At 42.7% G+C, this 17,045-nt stretch carries 17 protein-coding genes; 16 read left to right on the top strand and 1 reads right to left on the bottom strand.

The features are described 5' to 3' along the window. The first annotated feature begins 1 nt into the window (after position 1). The 3 genes from truA to ACIPK1_RS00870 all read left to right on the top strand — a co-directional run bounded on the left by truA (position 2) and on the right by ACIPK1_RS00870 (position 3,482). Complete coding sequence (truA, locus tag ACIPK1_RS00880; RefSeq protein ID WP_005225435.1) at positions 2-739, top strand: tRNA pseudouridine(38-40) synthase TruA; 738 nt, start codon at positions 2-4, stop codon at positions 737-739. A gap of 42 nt (positions 740-781) precedes the next feature. Next, positions 782-1,555 (top strand): type I methionyl aminopeptidase, encoded by a 774-nt coding sequence (gene map, locus ACIPK1_RS00875; protein ID WP_301388635.1) that lies wholly within the window; start codon positions 782-784, stop codon positions 1,553-1,555. A gap of 406 nt (positions 1,556-1,961) precedes the next feature. Continuing rightward, complete coding sequence (locus ACIPK1_RS00870; protein WP_016613641.1) at positions 1,962-3,482, top strand: C40 family peptidase; 1,521 nt, start codon at positions 1,962-1,964, stop codon at positions 3,480-3,482. 229 nt (positions 3,483-3,711) lie between these two features. Here ACIPK1_RS00870 and ACIPK1_RS00865 read toward each other — a convergent pair whose 3' ends face one another. After that, positions 3,712-4,119, bottom strand: a complete 408-nt coding sequence (locus ACIPK1_RS00865; RefSeq protein ID WP_008379099.1) for an Lrp/AsnC family transcriptional regulator — start codon at positions 4,117-4,119, stop codon at positions 3,712-3,714. Positions 4,120-4,239: 120 nt separating this feature from the next. Between ACIPK1_RS00865 and ACIPK1_RS00860 the strand changes: the two genes are divergently transcribed. The 13 genes from ACIPK1_RS00860 (at position 4,240) to ACIPK1_RS00800 (ending at position 16,951) form a co-directional block, all read left to right on the top strand. Continuing rightward, positions 4,240-4,785, top strand: a complete 546-nt coding sequence (locus ACIPK1_RS00860; RefSeq protein WP_034872341.1) for a cysteine hydrolase family protein — start codon at positions 4,240-4,242, stop codon at positions 4,783-4,785. Positions 4,786-5,100: 315 nt separating this feature from the next. Beyond that, positions 5,101-6,024 (top strand): peptide-methionine (S)-S-oxide reductase MsrA, encoded by a 924-nt coding sequence (msrA, locus tag ACIPK1_RS00855; protein ID WP_400449717.1) that lies wholly within the window; start codon positions 5,101-5,103, stop codon positions 6,022-6,024. Positions 6,025-6,372: 348 nt separating this feature from the next. Then, complete coding sequence (locus ACIPK1_RS00850; protein WP_005225442.1) at positions 6,373-7,734, top strand: hypothetical protein; 1,362 nt, start codon at positions 6,373-6,375, stop codon at positions 7,732-7,734. A gap of 16 nt (positions 7,735-7,750) precedes the next feature. Beyond that, positions 7,751-8,974 (top strand): amidohydrolase family protein, encoded by a 1,224-nt coding sequence (locus ACIPK1_RS00845; protein WP_016613635.1) that lies wholly within the window; start codon positions 7,751-7,753, stop codon positions 8,972-8,974. 246 nt (positions 8,975-9,220) lie between these two features. After that, a complete protein-coding gene (locus ACIPK1_RS00840; protein WP_061054425.1) occupies positions 9,221-9,628 on the top strand; it encodes a helix-turn-helix domain-containing protein in 408 nt (135 codons plus the stop codon). A 322-nt stretch (positions 9,629-9,950) separates the two neighbouring features. Beyond that, complete coding sequence (locus tag ACIPK1_RS00835; RefSeq protein ID WP_086373188.1) at positions 9,951-10,529, top strand: LOG family protein; 579 nt, start codon at positions 9,951-9,953, stop codon at positions 10,527-10,529. After that, the gene (locus tag ACIPK1_RS00830) at positions 10,526-10,966 is read left to right on the top strand and encodes a nucleoside 2-deoxyribosyltransferase (protein ID WP_301389592.1); all 441 of its coding nucleotides are present in this window, start codon (positions 10,526-10,528) and stop codon (positions 10,964-10,966) included. The genes ACIPK1_RS00835 and ACIPK1_RS00830 overlap by 4 nt, the downstream gene beginning before the upstream one ends. 16 nt (positions 10,967-10,982) lie before the next feature. Then, a complete protein-coding gene (locus ACIPK1_RS00825; RefSeq protein ID WP_139960047.1) occupies positions 10,983-11,705 on the top strand; it encodes a deoxynucleoside kinase in 723 nt (240 codons plus the stop codon). A 66-nt stretch (positions 11,706-11,771) separates the two neighbouring features. Next, positions 11,772-12,623: a helix-turn-helix domain-containing protein gene (locus ACIPK1_RS00820; RefSeq protein WP_015509261.1), complete on the top strand. Its 852-nt coding sequence runs from the start codon at positions 11,772-11,774 to the stop codon at positions 12,621-12,623. A 201-nt stretch (positions 12,624-12,824) separates the two neighbouring features. Further along, a complete protein-coding gene (locus ACIPK1_RS00815) occupies positions 12,825-13,763 on the top strand; it encodes an FAD:protein FMN transferase (protein ID WP_252708488.1) in 939 nt (312 codons plus the stop codon). Positions 13,764-13,787: 24 nt separating this feature from the next. Beyond that, positions 13,788-14,393, top strand: coding sequence for an NADPH-dependent FMN reductase (locus tag ACIPK1_RS00810; protein ID WP_016621402.1), 606 nt, complete (start codon positions 13,788-13,790; stop codon positions 14,391-14,393). 26 nt (positions 14,394-14,419) lie between these two features. Continuing rightward, the gene (locus ACIPK1_RS00805; protein ID WP_252708486.1) at positions 14,420-15,640 is read left to right on the top strand and encodes an NAD(P)H-dependent oxidoreductase; all 1,221 of its coding nucleotides are present in this window, start codon (positions 14,420-14,422) and stop codon (positions 15,638-15,640) included. 261 nt (positions 15,641-15,901) lie between these two features. Next, positions 15,902-16,951 (top strand): FUSC family protein, encoded by a 1,050-nt coding sequence (locus tag ACIPK1_RS00800; protein WP_016621399.1) that lies wholly within the window; start codon positions 15,902-15,904, stop codon positions 16,949-16,951. Positions 16,952-17,045 lie beyond the last annotated feature (94 nt).

Here is a 17,045-nt window from a genome sequence, read left to right as displayed (position 1 = left end):
CATGCGAAATATCAAACTAACGATTGAATACGACGGCAAGCGCTACTTAGGGTGGCAACGACTAGGAGATTCTGAAAAAACGATCCAAGAAAAAGTTGAAGGGGTCATCAAATTATTGACGGGAGAAGAAATTGAGATCGTGGGTTCTGGTAGAACCGATGCGGGCACACATGCTCGAGGACAAGTGGCAAATTTCAAGACGACCCATCAAATGAGTTTGCCAGAGATGCAGCAGTTCTTTAACCGCTATTTGCCGCAAGACATCGTTGTCAACAAGATTGAAGAAGTGCCTGAACGATTCCATGCACGCTATCACGCTAAAGGCAAGCAATACAGCTATTATGTTTGGAACAACGCGATCCCATCGGTCTTTGCTCGCAATACCAGTTTTCATTGCCCGCAGCCCCTTGATTTGGAAAAAATGCAGCAAGCGGCTGAGAAGTTGATCGGCACCCATGATTTTATTGGCTTTTCTGCGTTGAAAAAATCAAAAAAATCAACGGTGCGCACAATCGATGAAATCACTATCACACCAGAAGGCGACCTATTGCGGTTTACCTTCAAAGGCAACGGCTTTTTGCATAAAATGGTCCGAATCTTGACAGGCACACTGATTGCCATTGGCGATGGCACGCTACCGCCAGAAGTGATCGATCAAGTGTTAGCCGATAAAGTACGACAAGCAGCTGGTGAAACAGTGCCTTCTCATGGCTTATTTCTAGATGAGGTGTATTATTAAAAGAAACATGGTAATGGCTATTTAAGGAAAGGAGATCATCTATTGATCACATTAAAATCCCCGCGAGAGATCGAACAAATGAAAACTTCTGGTCGTATCTTGGCAAGTATTCACGAGCAGCTACGGGAAAAAATCGTTCCCGGTATCACCACGAACCAAATCAACGCCTTTGTCCATCAACAGATAGAAGCTGCAGGGGCAACAGCCGCGCAAATCGGGTTTGAAGGGTATGAATTTGCGACGTGTATCAGTGTCAATGAAGAGATTTGTCATGGTTTCCCTTCAGAATATGTTTTAAAATCAGGCGATGTCGTCAAAGTCGATTTTTGTGTCGATTACAAAGGAGCAATCTCTGACAGCTGTTGGACATATGCTGTAGGAGAGATTTCGCCAGAACATCAAGCACTGATGGAAGTAACGAAAGAAGCCTTGATGAGAGGCATCGAGCAAGCACAGGTTGGCAACCGAGTCGGCGATATTGGTTATGCGATCCAAAGCTTCGCTGAAGAAAAAGGGTATGGTGTCGTGCGGGACTTTATTGCTCACGGCATTGGCCCAACCATTCATGAAGAACCATTCTTTCCTCATTTCGGGTTACCTGGCAAAGGAATTCGTTTGAAAGAGGGCATGACGATCACCATCGAACCGATGATCACGATCGGCACTTGGCGCATGAAGATGGACCCAAACGGCTGGACAGCACGCACGATTGACGGGAGCTATTGTGCCCAATATGAACATTCGATCGCCATCACCAAAGAAGGTCCAGTCATCATGACGTTGCAAAAGGAAGAAACTCCAACACAAGGCCGATAGAATAGAAGAAAATACGAAAATCGTTCGAGTGTTTCTACACGAACGATTTTTTGCATTTACTTGTCGAAGTTGCGAAGCTAGGGTACAGCACAGTCAAATAGGAAGAAAAGTAGGTCTTTTTAGGAAATGATTATGAAACAATCAAACTACTTCCAGTAGAAGCTTTTTGGAGTAAACATTCAAAGATATAAAAGCTGGAAATAAGAAGAGCCGGTATCGAATCATTTTTTTGTTATTTTCTTTTTAAAATATTGTCATAGTTTTGAGAGAACCAAAAAAATTCTCGGAAAAATCAGAATCGTTAAATTTAGAAGTTATTATTCATCTATATTTATATCTTTACATCCTTTATTTACTGAAAAAACCGTGATATACTTTTAAGATAAAAATACAAGGGGGAGATAAAGTGAAAAAACGTGTATGGGGTATTTTATTATTGGGAATTGGTTGTTTCTTTGTTCATAATTTCACATTTCAATCTGTACAAGCAGACGAGTTTGACGATGGGCAGGTGACTTTTGAAGACTATTCAAAGGATAATCGTAGTTCAGTTATGACATATGAAGAATATGTAGAATTCATCAATAAAATTAATTCTCAAAATAATCAACTAACAAGAGAGGTCGTATCTCGTTCATTATCAGGCGGTAATCTGAGTCAAAGAGAGCAAATTGTAGCAGAAGCAAAAAAACATATAGGGAAACCATATACTCAAACAAATCCTGATAGATTGGGACCTGACAAATTTGATTGTTCTGGCTTAGTTTATTATGTTTTTAATCAAGTTACAGGAAAAGATGTCGGAAAATTGACGTGGGAGCAAGAGTATGCTGGAAAGCAAATTCCTATCTCTGAGGCTAAACCAGGTGACTTACTTTTTTGGGGAAGTAGAGGGAAAACGAGTCATACTGCCATTTATATTGGAAATAATCAGTATATTCATGCTCCAACTTTTGGAAGAACGGTTGAATTATCTCCAATCTGGGACAGTTTCTATCCATCATTTGCCATCAGGATGGATCTATCAGAATACCAAACAGTGTCTTATGGAAAAACGGTTATGGCGGTCAGTAATTATCCACTATGGAACAACTTGGAATTTACTTCTCAAAATGGAAATACTTCTAATTTTCAAGATGGTTTAGTTTATTATGCGAAAAATCAAATCTCTTTTAGTGATGGTAGAACATTTTATGAACTATATCGTGGAGATTCCTTTGTAGGATTTATTAATACTGTAGCAGTTGAAGAATTAACCGCTACAAGCGAGAATAAAAATATTATGGCAACTAAAAATTATCCAAGATGGGGAAATCTCTATTGGACTAGTAAACTAGGTGATACTTCTGATTTCGCCGATAATCCGGTGTACTATGCATCTGTTAGTTATACTTTGACAAATGGTAAAAAGTTTTATTCTCTCTATCGTGGTGATCAATGGTTTGGTTATATCAATGCTGAAGCGGTTATTGATTTAAAGGCTGAAAATATTGATAAATTTGTCAGTGCGACGAAGAATTATCCGATTTGGGGAAACCTATATTGGACGAGTAAATTAGGAAGTACAGAAAATTATTCGAGTGGTTTGGTCTATAAAGCAAAATATAAATATACTCTGTCAAATGGAAAGATATTTTATTCTATATATCAGGGCGACACTTGGATAGGTTATATTAATTCTGATGCTACTGAAGATTTAAGAACTGAAAATATTAACATAGAAGTACAGATTACTAGCAAAAACTATCCTATGTGGAACAATTTTTATTGGACTAGTAAAAAATTCGAAGCAGGTCAGTTGTATGGTAATAGTTACACTGCTAAAGTAAAATATACATTAGGAAATGGAAAGACCTTCTATTCCTTATATGATAATACAAATACATGGATTGGATATGTTAACACTCAAGGTACAAGTGTTAAATAAGTTCTCGCAAAAATTATCAATATTTTTTACTATCCTAGATGAAAGCAAAAAGCGAATCCACACTTGATTCGCTTTTTGCTTTCTCAAGTTTAATTAATATAATTAGGACAATGAATTTCGAACAATTCATTTAAAAGGAAAAAATTCAAATCGTTTTGCCCCTTTTTCTTATCCCTCTCACCGCTCCAGTGAAAGCTTTATTCCACAACCCTTTAGCAAGCGGCTAACATCAAACATCCCCATGATTGAGTTTGTCAGCCACAAAGGTTTCTACACTATACCTGCCCCATTTTGAGAGACTCTCTATAAATAAAGGGAAGGTTACATCTGTAAAATGACTGACCAAGAGATAACAAGCTTGACCCGAAACTTTATGAAAGACCTCAATTTCTTTGTATTGATTCACGAAGGCTTCAAAAGCTGTATAGCGATTTGAATCCATAAAAAACCGGATGTATTGCGTACTTGGGTAGTTTACTACAATACTAAATCGCTGAATGATTCCCTCATCTTGCAATTTCAAGATCCGATTGCCCACGGCTTGTCCCGTCAGGTGGACCATTTCGCCGATTTCTTTGTTCGATAATTTGCTGTTGTGTTTCAGGATAGCTAGGATTTGTTCATCGATGATGTCCATAAGGGTTCCTCCTTTCATAATGAAAGTAAATTGACTTTATCTTTTTCAAGAGACACTTTGTTGTAGGTTCATATGTATTTATACTGGATTATAACAAATAAGAAAAGAAATGGTGATTCTATGAAAAAAGCTTTAGTAATGATTGATGTCCAAAATGATTATTTTAAAGAAGGAAGAATGGCCCTTCATTCCCCTGAACAGGCGCTTGCAAACATAAATAAACTAGAAGCGTCTTTTATCGAAAAGCAACTCCCGATCATCTATATCCAACACATCAACCATCAAGAAGCAGCTGATTTTTTTGAACGAGGGACCGAAGGTGTACTGCTGCATGAACAGTTAAAAACAACGCATTCTTCTATTATTATCGAAAAGCACTTTCCTAACTCCTTCATTGAAACAAATTTAAAAGAGACGTTAGACTCTTTAGGTGTTCAACAAGTTATCATCACTGGGATGATGACGCATATGTGCATCGATTCAACCACAAGAGCTAGTAAAGAACTCGGTTATCAGCCCATACTGATTTCTGATGCCACGGCAACGAAAGCATTAACATTTGAAGCACACGAAATTCCTGCGGAAGCTGTTCAACGAGCGTTTTTATCGGCGTTGGAAACCTTCTCTACGGTGATGAAAACCGATGACTATTTAAACGGATTGTAGAAAAATTGCGTATTTACCAACAAAGGCAAAGGTTCATTTGCATTGAGTGGTTCTTGATCACTCTTTGAAATTGGCAATCCTATCTCATTCCGCTTCAATGTTTCTAAAAAAAATGAATGCCCAATTGCGTACCCACCAATGATACTGAGCTGATCCCTCAGAGGATGAATAAGAACTAACCCATACAAAAGCCAAAAACGTTCGAGACATTCTCTTGAACGTTTCTTGGGCATCAAATTGGGCGAATCGTCGAAACTATGGTACAGTGCAACCAAACAAGGAGTAAAAGCGGCTCGTTCATGAGGCAAAGGGGCAATGGTGATGAAGCAAACAACGATGGCGTGGCTGTCAGAAATCTATAATTTGATCTTGCATCCTGGCACGAGACAGTGGGAACGAGAACAACTGGTGCAAGCGAAAAATACCTTGGAAACCCAGCTGGCGACCAAACAAAAAGCAGGCAAACACGAAAAGGAATCGTCAAATAGTCTTGAAGACCAACAGACCAGGCGGGTTTTGGAAAAACTAGAAGCGTCGTTGCGTCCTTTGGCACTGAGAAACAATCTGACCCCGAATGTCGCCGAGTTTTATCAAACAATCAGCCAGCCAGCACCGAAAAAGGCAATGAATGAAGAAACAAGCAAAGCCCAACCAGCAGAAGTTTCCGTGGAGCCGACCGAAACAGGTGGAAAAGCACAAGAAGTGGCTATTTTTGCTGGCGGCTGCTTTTGGTGTATGGTAGAGCCTTTTGAAGACCAGCCGGGCATTCTTTCCGTTTTGTCGGGGTATACTGGGGGAACAGTCCCGAATCCGACGTATGATCAAGTACTAAGTGGAACAACAGGGCATGTCGAAGCAGTAGAGATCATTTTTGATCCCAAAATCATCACCTATCAGGACTTGTTAATGTTGTATTGGCAAGTGACAGACCCGACAGATGCTTTCGGACAATTTCAAGATCGCGGCAATTTTTATCGTCCAATCATTTTCTATACGACTGCTGAGCAAGAAGTGCTTGCGCAACGAGCCAAAAAGGAACTAGCACAATCTGGTTATTATCAGCAACCCATCGTGACCGAGATCCGCATGGCTGCACCCTTTTGGCCAGCGGAAAACTACCATCAAGAATTTTACAAGAAGCAGCCCAAGCGCTACCAGCGGATCAAGCGAGCGCGCAAGCAACTGATGCTTTTTTATAAACTGAAACGCTGGACAAACCGAGGGGAAAAACGATCATAGGCAGAAGATACATCAAAAAAGCGGGGCTCCGAGAAAAGGCCAGAGGATCAAATGAAGGCTCTTTTCTCCACAGGCCGCGCTTTTTTCTGCGCGTTTAGCCAATTGGATAAAAAACGAAGATTTATTTTAGAATAATGTCCAAAGAAAGCGTTAACAACAAGAATTATAATAGAGAAAGAAAAAGTGGCGAAAAAGGTCGAAAAAGCAGGTTCCTTTTGCTTGGTTCCTTTCTTCGAGGAAAGAAGGTGGGAAACACCAGAGAAAAATCAGCGGAAAAATCAATCAGCAACACCCCATAGCAACACAACATTTATTATATGAAGATTCATATAAGTTAGGAGAAATGTGATGAAAAAAAAGGGAACGTTCGTCTCACTGTTTATGGCTCTCATTCTTTTTATCTTTTCAGAAAGAACAGTGTTTGCGGCAGAAGCGATCAATGAGATCGTTGCACCAACTGGAGTCAAAGCATTTTTAGTACTGATTCCGTTAGTGTTAGTACTGGTTTTACTCTTTAAAAAAGTAGATATGATCATTGCTGGCTTGATTGCTGGGATATTGGCGATGATTATTGGCGGGATCAGTTTAGCTGAAGCCAATTCGCAACTGTTGGAAGCTATTCCGACGATGTTAAGTATTACGGTGCCAATCATCAATTCCGCTGTAGCGATGGCGGTCTTCAAAGCCGGTAGTTATACGGCAGCCTTAACCTTAGCCAAAAGAGGGACCAAAGGAAAAGTGGAATATGTGGCTGGTTTTATTGTCATCTTATTGGCAGCAGCGACTTATATGTCTGGGATCGGCGGCGGGAGTGCAATGGTGATCGCACCATTAGCATTTGCGGCAGTTGGGGTGGTACCCGAATTGATCGCAGCGATGTCGTTAGCGGCAGCTGTCTCCTTTACGACCTCTCCTGCCTCTTTGGAATCTAGTATCGTGTCTGAACTGGGCGGCTTTAGTGTCGCTTCTTATGTCGATCAAATGCGCCCATTTTGGTTGTTATTCGTTGGTTTGGCGATTTTATTGGCATTCTTCGGGACCAAGCGTCGTCATCTGGGCTTCAAAGAATCAGCCAACCAAGAGTACGAAAACAAAAGCAATGGCGAGTTATTCAAAACGACATTGCCTGCGATCTTCTTGCTTTTTGCGGTCATCTTTGGCCCGTTGATCAATGACCTGATCGGCTTTGTCCTCTTTACGCCGCTAGTTTATATGGTGGTCACGTTGGCGTTGATTTTTGTTTGTACCGACTTTTCGATGAATCAATCGGTGGAAGCGATGGTGGACGGATCCACGTATATTTTGACCCGCTTGTTCCAAGTGGGGATCTTTTTAGCCTTCATCAACGTGATCGCTGAAACTGGGACATTTGCTGTTATTGCTGGTGCGGCACAAAATGCCCCCGCAGCGATCGTCGTTCCCGTGGCGATCTTGACGGGTGTCTTGATTGGGATTCCCGCAGGTGCCTATGTTGGCTCCGTATTAACATTAGTGTTACCAGTTGCCGTTTCATTAGGCTTCCCAGTGTTAGCTCTTGGTTTTGTAACGATGGGGGTTGGACTCGGCAGTCAAATGAGTTTCGTCAACATTACGATGCAAGCTTTATCTTCTGGTTTCCAAATTCCGATTCTAGATGTGGTCAAAGGAAACGTGAAGTGGTTGAGTTTAGCAGCCGTATTATTATTAGTCATCGGCTTAGTGTTTGGCTGATGGATAGGAGGAAAACATGGATTTATTGATCAAGCAAGCACGTCTTGAAGACGATGCAGAATTAGTAGACATTGCCATTTCAGGAGGAAAAATCACCGCAGTTGCACCCAACATTGAAGAATCAGCAGCAAAAACGATTGAGGCGAAAGGCAAAGTGGTGATCCCCGGATTGATCGAAAGCCATATCCACTTAGACAAAGCCTTGATTGCCGATCGTGAACCTAATAATTCAGGTACATTACAAGAAGCGATCCAAGTTACGGCAAAGCTCAAACCGACTTTTACCGAAGAAGATATTTATGATCGAGCGAAACGTGCATTAGAAATGCTGATCGTACATGGTACGACTGCTGTTCGCACCCATGCCGAATTTGATCCGGCGCAAGGCTTCACAGGGTTTGACACCATCATGCGCTTAAAAGAAGAATACCGAGACCTGATCGACATTCAGGTCGTTGCCTTTCCGCAAGAAGGAATTTTTAAAGCCCCAGGGACGGATAAAATGATGATCGAAGCGATGGAGAAAGGCGCCGATGTCGTTGGCGGCATTCCTTACAATGATGCGCCAGCCAATGAACACATCGACTTGATCTTTGAGATCGCCAAACGATTTGACAAAGACATTGACTTGCATCAGGATTTTGCTGACGAAGCAGACGATACATCGATCGTCTACCTGTGTGAAAAAACCATCGCAGAAGGCTACCAAGGTCGGGTATCTGTAGGACATTTGACTGCGCTGCACGCTATGGAACCGGATCAGCTGGCAGAAGTTATCGATTTGATGGTCAAAGCCCAAATCAATGTGATGCCGTTGCCTGCGACCGACTTACACTTAGGTGCTAGAAATGATGCCTACAACGTTCGTCGTGCCGTTACGCCGATTCGCAAATTACGTGATGCCGGTGTGAATATTTGCTTAGGCAGCAACAATATTCGTAACGCCTTTACGCCCTATGGCAACGGTGATTTGATTCAAATCGCTATGTTGGCTGTGCCAGTGGCGCATTTAGGCGGCGCCGATGACCTGCCGACAGTCTTGCCAATGATTACGACCAATACCGCCAAAGCATTAAATATCAAAGACTATGGGATCGCTGTTGGCAACCGCGCAGATTTGATTCTTTTAGATACCCAGAGAAAAGCCGATGTGCTGATCGATATTCCTGAACGTTTAGTGGTCATCAAAAATGGCCGCATCACCGTGGAAGTCAAAAAAGAAGTGACGATCCACCGTTAACAACAGGTCATGTTTTCTCAAGTAGTACGATTTATTCGTGCTACTTTTTTTGTCGTAATATAGTCGAAATAAAAAAATCATTTTCTAGTCATTTGTTCTTTTTTCATCTATGATAGAAAGAAAACCGCTATCACGGAGAGTTCGTTTAAGAAAATCCTGTCAAAACTGTTTGACAATGCCGTAATATCAATGGATTTGAGCAGAAACCACAGCAGGTCTGCGTTAAGGTAGAAGAAGGAGGACAAGATGACGATTGGGGAAGCACTAAAGAACCATCGAGTCACACAGCAAATGAGCCAAGAAGAAGTAGCAAAAAAAATTTTAGTGACCCGCACATCGATCTCAAATTGGGAAACCGGCAAGACGGTACCAGACAGTTTGAATTTATTGAAACTGAGTACCCTTTATGGGTGCAGTGTCGATGAGCTATTAAAAAAGGAGCGAGCAGGAATGAAAAAGAACTTTCGTACGATGACCTATGGTGCTGGATTGAAAGACGGAACGATGCGTTTGAAAATCGAGACTGATGCCAGCAAGTTTTTCCCACGAGGGGTTGAAGTCAAAGCATCCGTCGATTTAGAAACAGGAGAAGTGACCTTTTTTGTCGAGCAAGAGGATTTGAAAAAGCTGAAAGCAGCCACCGACGAAAAATAATTTTTTTATACAGATTTTTGCTAAATTTTGCTTGGACAAGAGAAAAAAAGTGATGGATAAAAAAACACGAGCCTACCTGCATCGTGTTTTTTTATGTGGGATGAAAGAGGACTGAGGCAATCGATGGCAGCTGATTCTGTTTTTTCTTATCTGCTATTTTCAAAGTTTGTAACGTTTAAGGGAAAGCGAAAAGACGTAAACGGATTCATACAATATATAGTGAATAGATCGATTTTTATCTAAATAAAGCACAATATGTAGTATTTACTTTTTTAATAGATTGTGTAAAATAGCAGGTGTAGTGAAGAAGGAGCTGTTGTTTTTGAGAGTAACTGTATTTTGCGGTACCCGTTTAGAAAATGAGGAAAAGTTGGCAAAGACCGCTCGTGCCATCGGCAATGCCTTAGCAAAAAATCACATCGAGTTGATTTATTGCGCCCCTTTGGCTGGCTTGATGAGGGAGATCGTTAATGGGGTCTTTGAAAAAGAAGGCGCAGTGACGGGGATCTATCCATCAGGTTCCTTTGCAGAAGATTTGCCGCCAATTGTCACTGGATCAAGCACATACACTGAGTTCTATACGGAGACGAGGGAGGAGCAAACACAACAATTGCTGGAAATGAGCGATGCCTATCTTGTATTACCTGGTGGATTTGGTACACTAGAGGAGTTGTCATCAATATGCTCTTTTATGACTCTTGGGAAATTGCCAGTCAAGCCAATCGGTGTGTTGATGAACGAAGGCTTGAAGGATGGACTGAAGCCACTGCTAAAAATGTTTGAAGCTTCCAGCTTTGCTTGGGCTGAACTGCCGGAAACGCTCTTTTTCCTATCTGACGTTGAGTCGTTGATCCAACGATTGGCGGCGAAGGGGTCAGGAAAGGAGTGCTTGGCAGGATGAAGCATGTCTATTTAGCTGGACCGTTTTTTTCAAACGAACAAGTCGCACGACTCAAACAGGTAGAACGCAGTTTAGCTGAAAACCCACAGCCTTTGGCGGTCTATTCGCCGCGCCTGTATCAAGAAGGTTCATCTGAACCCAATACACCGGAATGGGCGAGAGAAATTTTTGAAAAAGACGTGCTGGAATTGACACGAGCCGACGTCGTCGTTGCCGTTTTGGATTACCATGAAGGAATCACTGATCCGGGAACAGCCTTTGAAATCGGCGCAGCACACGTACTAAATAAACCAGTGATCGCTTTTCAGGAAAAAGCCGCGGCGGTCAATCTGATGTTGACGGAGTCGGTACAAGCGTATTTGACTGATTTGACGGCACGAACAGCGTATGATTTTGAAAAGATGGCGCACCGAGCATTTGTCGGTGACTATATTTAATAAAGGATGGATGAATGTGTTATTAATCGCAGGTACGATCGGGGCAGGAAAAAGCAGTTTGACTGATTTTTTATCGAAGGAAATGGCGTCGAAGCCTTTTTATGAAAACGTGGAGGACAACGATGTTCTGCCATTGTTTTATTCCAATCCAGAACGATACGCCTTTTTATTGCAGATTTTTTTCTTAAACAAAAGTTTTTTAGGGATGCGGGAAGCTTTGTCGAATGATGACAATGTCATTGATCGCTCCATCTATGAGGACAGTTTGATGTTTCATCTAAATGCGGATCTAGGTCGAATCGCACCGATGGAGGTCGAACAATACGATAACCTGTTGAATACGATGCTGCGGGAATTGGAAGAATCGGCGCCGTTGAAACATCCAGATTTAATGGTTCATATCAAGGTTTCCTTGAATACGATGATCGAACGGATCAATAAACGTGGTCGTTCCTATGAACAAATTGCCAATGATCCGACATTGTACGACTATTACAAAGAATTGAATCAGCGATACGATGAATGGTATGAAAACTTTGACGTTTGTCCGAAAATGCAAATTGATGGGGATCAATTGGACTTTGTTGCCAATGAAGACAACCTCATGGTGATCCTCGAGATGATCCAAGAAAAATTGGCAGAAGTCCGTCAGACCCATGGCAAAGGCCACTATTGTACGGACAAAGCCATCGCAAAAGGTGATTTTTCTAAGAAAAACGCAGCATCTGTGACAAGCTGACCCAGCAGTTGAGGACGGCTTACGAAAAAAAGAAGTGTCTTATCGACAATGGGAGGGAGCAAGGCGATGAATGTTGAACGATTTATTGAGGCGAGGAAACAGGCGGGCTTCTCGCAGCAAGAACTTTCGGAAGGAATCTGTACGCAAGCCACTTTGAGTAAATTTGAAAACAACGGGCAGGCACCGTCCCTCAAAATTTTGATCAAATTGTGTAATCGGATCGGCTTGCCATTGGTCGACTTGTTTTCTTCCATGAATGTCGCAACGACCAAAATCAAAGAAGAATTGGCAAAAGCCGAATTCTACTTGATCACGAGCGAGTATGAACAGTTGGCTGCATTGTTAAGTCAAATCGAAGTGAAGTTGATCGATGAACCAGCATTAAAAGCGCAATATGATTATTTAAAAGGCTTTGAAATGATTTTTAATGAAGCTGCGATTACCGATGTCTTGTTTCAATTCGATCAGTTATTGATGAATGAAACGGCGGAGGAATTGTTTGATCTCTTAGCGTATACTGGGATCGGTTTGGTGTATGCCAGAGAAGAAGAATGGGCAAAGGCTGAATTTTATGTGACGAAGGTCTTTGAGAAAATTTATACCTATCCGATCAAAACGATCGAAGACACGTGGCGGGTGTTGAACATCGTCTTTCATTGCGGCGTCTTTTATGCCAAAGTCGATGATTTGGAAACTAGTGATACCTTGTTGAATTATGTGTTGGCGATTTGTTCCGACAATCATTTGACTTACTACTTGGCTCGCGCGGCAGCCCAACTGACCGAAAATGCCATTCGCGAACAACAGCCGAAAGAAACAATTTTGGAAATGTTACACGATGCACGAGCATATGCCAAAATCAATAAAAATGTAAAATTACTGGCGCATTTAAAAGCGGTCGAAGAAACGATCGAATAAAAATATATTTTCGACAAAAAAGTTTTGTTGCGCAAATGCTTGATAACTAGCAGTCCTTTCGACGAAGGGACTGCTTTTTTCGATTTTTCTTATATAAAAAAATATATAATCTTGTTGACAAAAAAATATATCGAGAGTATTCTTTAATTGTGAAAAAACCAACATAATTTGAGATGCATCGTTTTTAGGAGAAGGGATTCTATGAAGGCAGCAGTGAGAGAAGCCGCTCGCACGATTCAGCGGATGGGCACGTTCATTGAGTTAAAAGTCGCTCATACAAAACCAGAAAGTTTACTGGACGAGCTGGAGACCCAGCTGAAAGTATACGACCATCGCTTTAGTGCCAATAATCCGCAATCGGAATTGAATCAGCTGAATCAGTTGGCAGGACAAAAGGGGCTTGCGCTTGATCCAGAATTGTACCAGCTGATCGAAATCGGCAAACATCATAGCTGTGCTCCCCACAGTCAGTTGAATATTGCCATCGGTCCACTGGTCCAAGCATGGCGTATCGGGTTTGAAGATGCCCGCATCGTATCAGAGACGCAGGTCAAAAAATTGCTTGCGCTAACAGACCCGCAACAGATCCAATTGGCAGCAGGCAAGGTTTTTTTGAAAAAAGCTGGAATGAGGATCGACCTCGGAGCATTAGCAAAAGGCTACATCGCTGATAAGTTACGCACCCTTTGCCAAGCCCGTGGAGTAGCGTATGGATTGATCAACTTAGGCGGAAATATTGTCTGTTTCGGCGCTGCACCAAATCATTCGGACGGACATTGGCGGATCGGGATCCGAGACCCCAAGGGCGGTCGGGCCGACACCTTGGGCATTTTACCGATCAAGGACCAAACCGTCGTCACTTCGGGGATCTATGAGCGGGTCTTGACCACCGCTGAAGGAACGTATCATCATTTGATTGATCCTCAGAGTGGCTTTCCTATCGAATGTGGGTATTTGAGCATCACGATCGTTGCAGCGACATCGTTACTGGGGGAAATCTGGACTTCGCGCTTGTTTGGCAAGCCCATTCCAGTTGTTTTGCAAGAGATTCAGCAGCAGCCAGAAATCGAAGGAATCATCGTAACCAAAGAAAATGAAGTCATTGCCTCTAAAGGCATTCAGGCAAGACTTTTAAGATAGCCCAACCAGAAAGGAAGAGACAGGATGAAATTTATCGGATTCGTGGGAACCAATACCACTCGTTCCACCAATCGTACGTTGTTGCAGTTTATGAAAAAAATGTTTGCCAATGAGGCAGAGATCGAACTAGTCGAGATCAAAGATCTTCCAATGTTCAACAAACCAGAATCAAAGGAGTTGCCCGTACAAGTAACCCAGCTTGCCGAAAAAATCGCAGCAGCAGACGGTGTGATTATCAGTACACCAGAATACGATCATGCCGTACCCGCAGCGTTGATCAATGCCCTGAACTGGTTGTCCTATGGAATTTTCCCTTTTGTTGACAAGCCAGTGATGATCACTGGTGCTTCTTATGGGACGTTAGGTTCTTCTCGTGCCCAAGCCCATCTAAGACAGATTCTGGACTCTCCAGAGTTAAAAGCACGGATCATGCCTAGCTCTGAATTTCTATTAGGTCATTCGCTGCAAGCGTTTGACGAGCAAGGCAACTTGATCGATGAAGAGCAGACCGAAAAACTGCAAGGACTGTTCAACGATTTTCTATTATTTGTAAAAATTACCAGCCAGTTGCAGCACGCCCATGCCGCTAATCAAAAAGAAGCTGCTGAATTTTCATGGGAAACCATCTAATCGCAAAAGATAGGAGCGTAAAGACAATGAAATTGATCGGAATCGTCGGATCAGCCGCTGAAGTCTCCACCAATCGTCAGCTGCTGAACTTTATCAAAAAGCAATACAAAAAGGAATTCACGATAGAACTTGTAGAGATCAAAGACTTTCCTCTCTTTAATCAAGAGGAAGATCAAACCCAAAGCCCAGCCATCCAGCGTTTGAATCGGCAATTGCTGATGGCAGACGGTGTGATCATTGCTACACCAGAGCACAACCATACCGTGACGGCAGGACTGAAAAGCTTGCTAGAATGGCTTTCATTCAAGATCCATCCTCTGGAAAACAAACCAGTGATGATCGTGGGTGCCTCTTACTACGATCAAGGAACTTCAAGGGCCCAGCTGCATCTGCGCCAGATTTTGGACGCACCGGGAGTCAATGCTTTAGTGATGCCAGGGAATGAGTTTTTGTTGGGCAAAGCCAAAGAAGCTTTCGATGAAGCGGGTGATTTGATCGATGCCCGAACGGTTGCTTTTTTAGATGCGACGATCAACAGCTTCTTGCAATTTATCAAAGTCGTTTCTGCCTTAGCGGGTCCCAAACAATTGCCGCCCGAAGACCTCTACGCCACAGGGAAAATCGCAACCACCGTGGAAGGGGTGGATATGTATGATGATCAATGGCTGGAAAAAGCCGCTGAAGCAGTCGGTGCTGTTTCTGGCAATACCTACGTCAAACTAAATCGCGGCTTGCTGACAGTCGATCAGATCAATTACTTCTTAGATTCGATGCCGATGGAATTGACATTTGCCGATAGCAACAACCAATTCTTGTATTACAATCTGCGCGAAGAAGCCCAAAATATGCTAGCAGCACGTGTGCCAGGACAAGTCGGCAATCCATTAGCAAAATGCCATCCTGAAAAATCCTTCAAAAATGTTGAGTGGGTGATCCAACAGCTGCGCAGTGGGGCAACCGACGCGGTTCGGGTCCATGTGCCGAAACAGGTGCCAGAAAAATACATCGTCCACAATTATCAAGCGATGCACGATGAAAACGGCGAATATGCGGGGATCAACGAATACATCCTTGATTTCAAGCCAATCATCGAATGGTATTTGCAACAAACCGGTCAAAAACTTGTCGGCAATGAAGACGCCATTTCCAGTGCTTCTGTGCACCAAGAACCGACCGATGCGGTCACTAGTGCCAGTACTCATGACGCACCTGCAGCAGATGCGGTCACCAGCGCTTCAGTGAAATAAGGGTTGTCTAAAGGGAGAGAAGGAATCGCTAGAAGCATTCGCTTGCAATCAGTTGCCAAGCGAATGCTTCTCTTTTTGCTGCTTTTTCATGAATAAACGGTTTTCTATGAGCGATTGAGTTGATCAAGGACATCATTGCGAGGATTTCACAAAATTTCTGAAAAAAATTTGCATATTCATCTTTTGCTTCGTATACTAGTTTAGGACGTTGCTTATAAAACGGCTGTATCATCGTACATATTTTTTGATAGGAGGAATTGCATGAAAGACAAACGAAAAGTCTTGCGTCCGTTAGGATCAGGGTTTGCGATGGCGGTTCCTTTGTTTATAGGGATCCTCGTTCAGGACCCTTTGATAAGTTCTGTGGGGGCGATGGGGGCTTTTTCCTACTTGGCTTTTCAACATCGGTCCCTTTTTTATAATCTGCGCGCCATTTTGACCCACGGCGCTGCGCTGCTGCTGGCATTTATTTTAGGCGCTGGGACAGCACTGATTCCTTGGAGCGCGCCTTTTATCATCGGTGCGTTATCGTTTTCTGCGTTTTTGTTGTCAAAAGTGATGCGGATCCCCAAGCCCGATTATTTCTTCGTGTTGATGCTTTATGCCACCGGCTTTAATTTTCACGCAGCGCACCTTGGAGAGATCTTGCACCACAGTTCCTATTTGCTTTATGGTATCGCAGGCTCGCTGCTTGCTGGACTGGTGATTTCGTTGGCTGAACAGCTGCCGTTGAAAGAAGAAAAAACGGCCTTTCAACAACTGAGCTTGCACGAGAAATATTCGCTAGCATTATCTCAGCAACCAGAAATGGTCATCAAGGCGCTGCACTTTTCTTTGATATTGTTTATTGCGACCTACATTGCCTACCTGCTGCGAGACAGCAACGGCTATTGGATCTTGATTTCTGCTGCTGCCGTCTTGGCAGGAGAACATATGGAAAAAATCAAAAATCGCACGATTGGTAGGGTACTGGGAGGAATCGTGGGGCTGCTGCTAGGTTTCTTATTGATGTCCTTGCATATGCCCCTTGAAGCGATCGCAGTGGTATTGATCATTCTAAACATATTGACGGAGTTTTTTATGCCAGTCAATTATACCGTTGCTAATTTTTTCACCAATCCGCAAGTCCTGCTGTTAATGACCATCGGTACTAGTTTTACGCCGCTGAAATTGATCCCATTGCGTTTTTCAGGGGCATTGATCGGTAGCGTGCTGGCAATGCTGTTGATCTTTCTAATGGATTGGGCAGTAAAGCAAATGGAGCAAGCACTGGAAAACAAACCAGAAGACACGACGGATCAAACACAATAGAATGCACCATCATCGATAAGCAAGAGCAGCAGCTCTTGCTTTTTTTGCCTTTGATCCTCTATCTAAACGTTATCTCCATCGGATAGGAAAAATA

The organism is Enterococcus sp. NPDC086594 (assembly GCF_044746145.1).
GTDB lineage: Bacteria > Bacillota > Bacilli > Lactobacillales > Enterococcaceae > Enterococcus_D > Enterococcus_D entomosocium.
The sequence above is the reverse complement of the archived record's forward strand: the minus strand, read 5'-3'. Positions and strand labels throughout refer to the sequence as shown.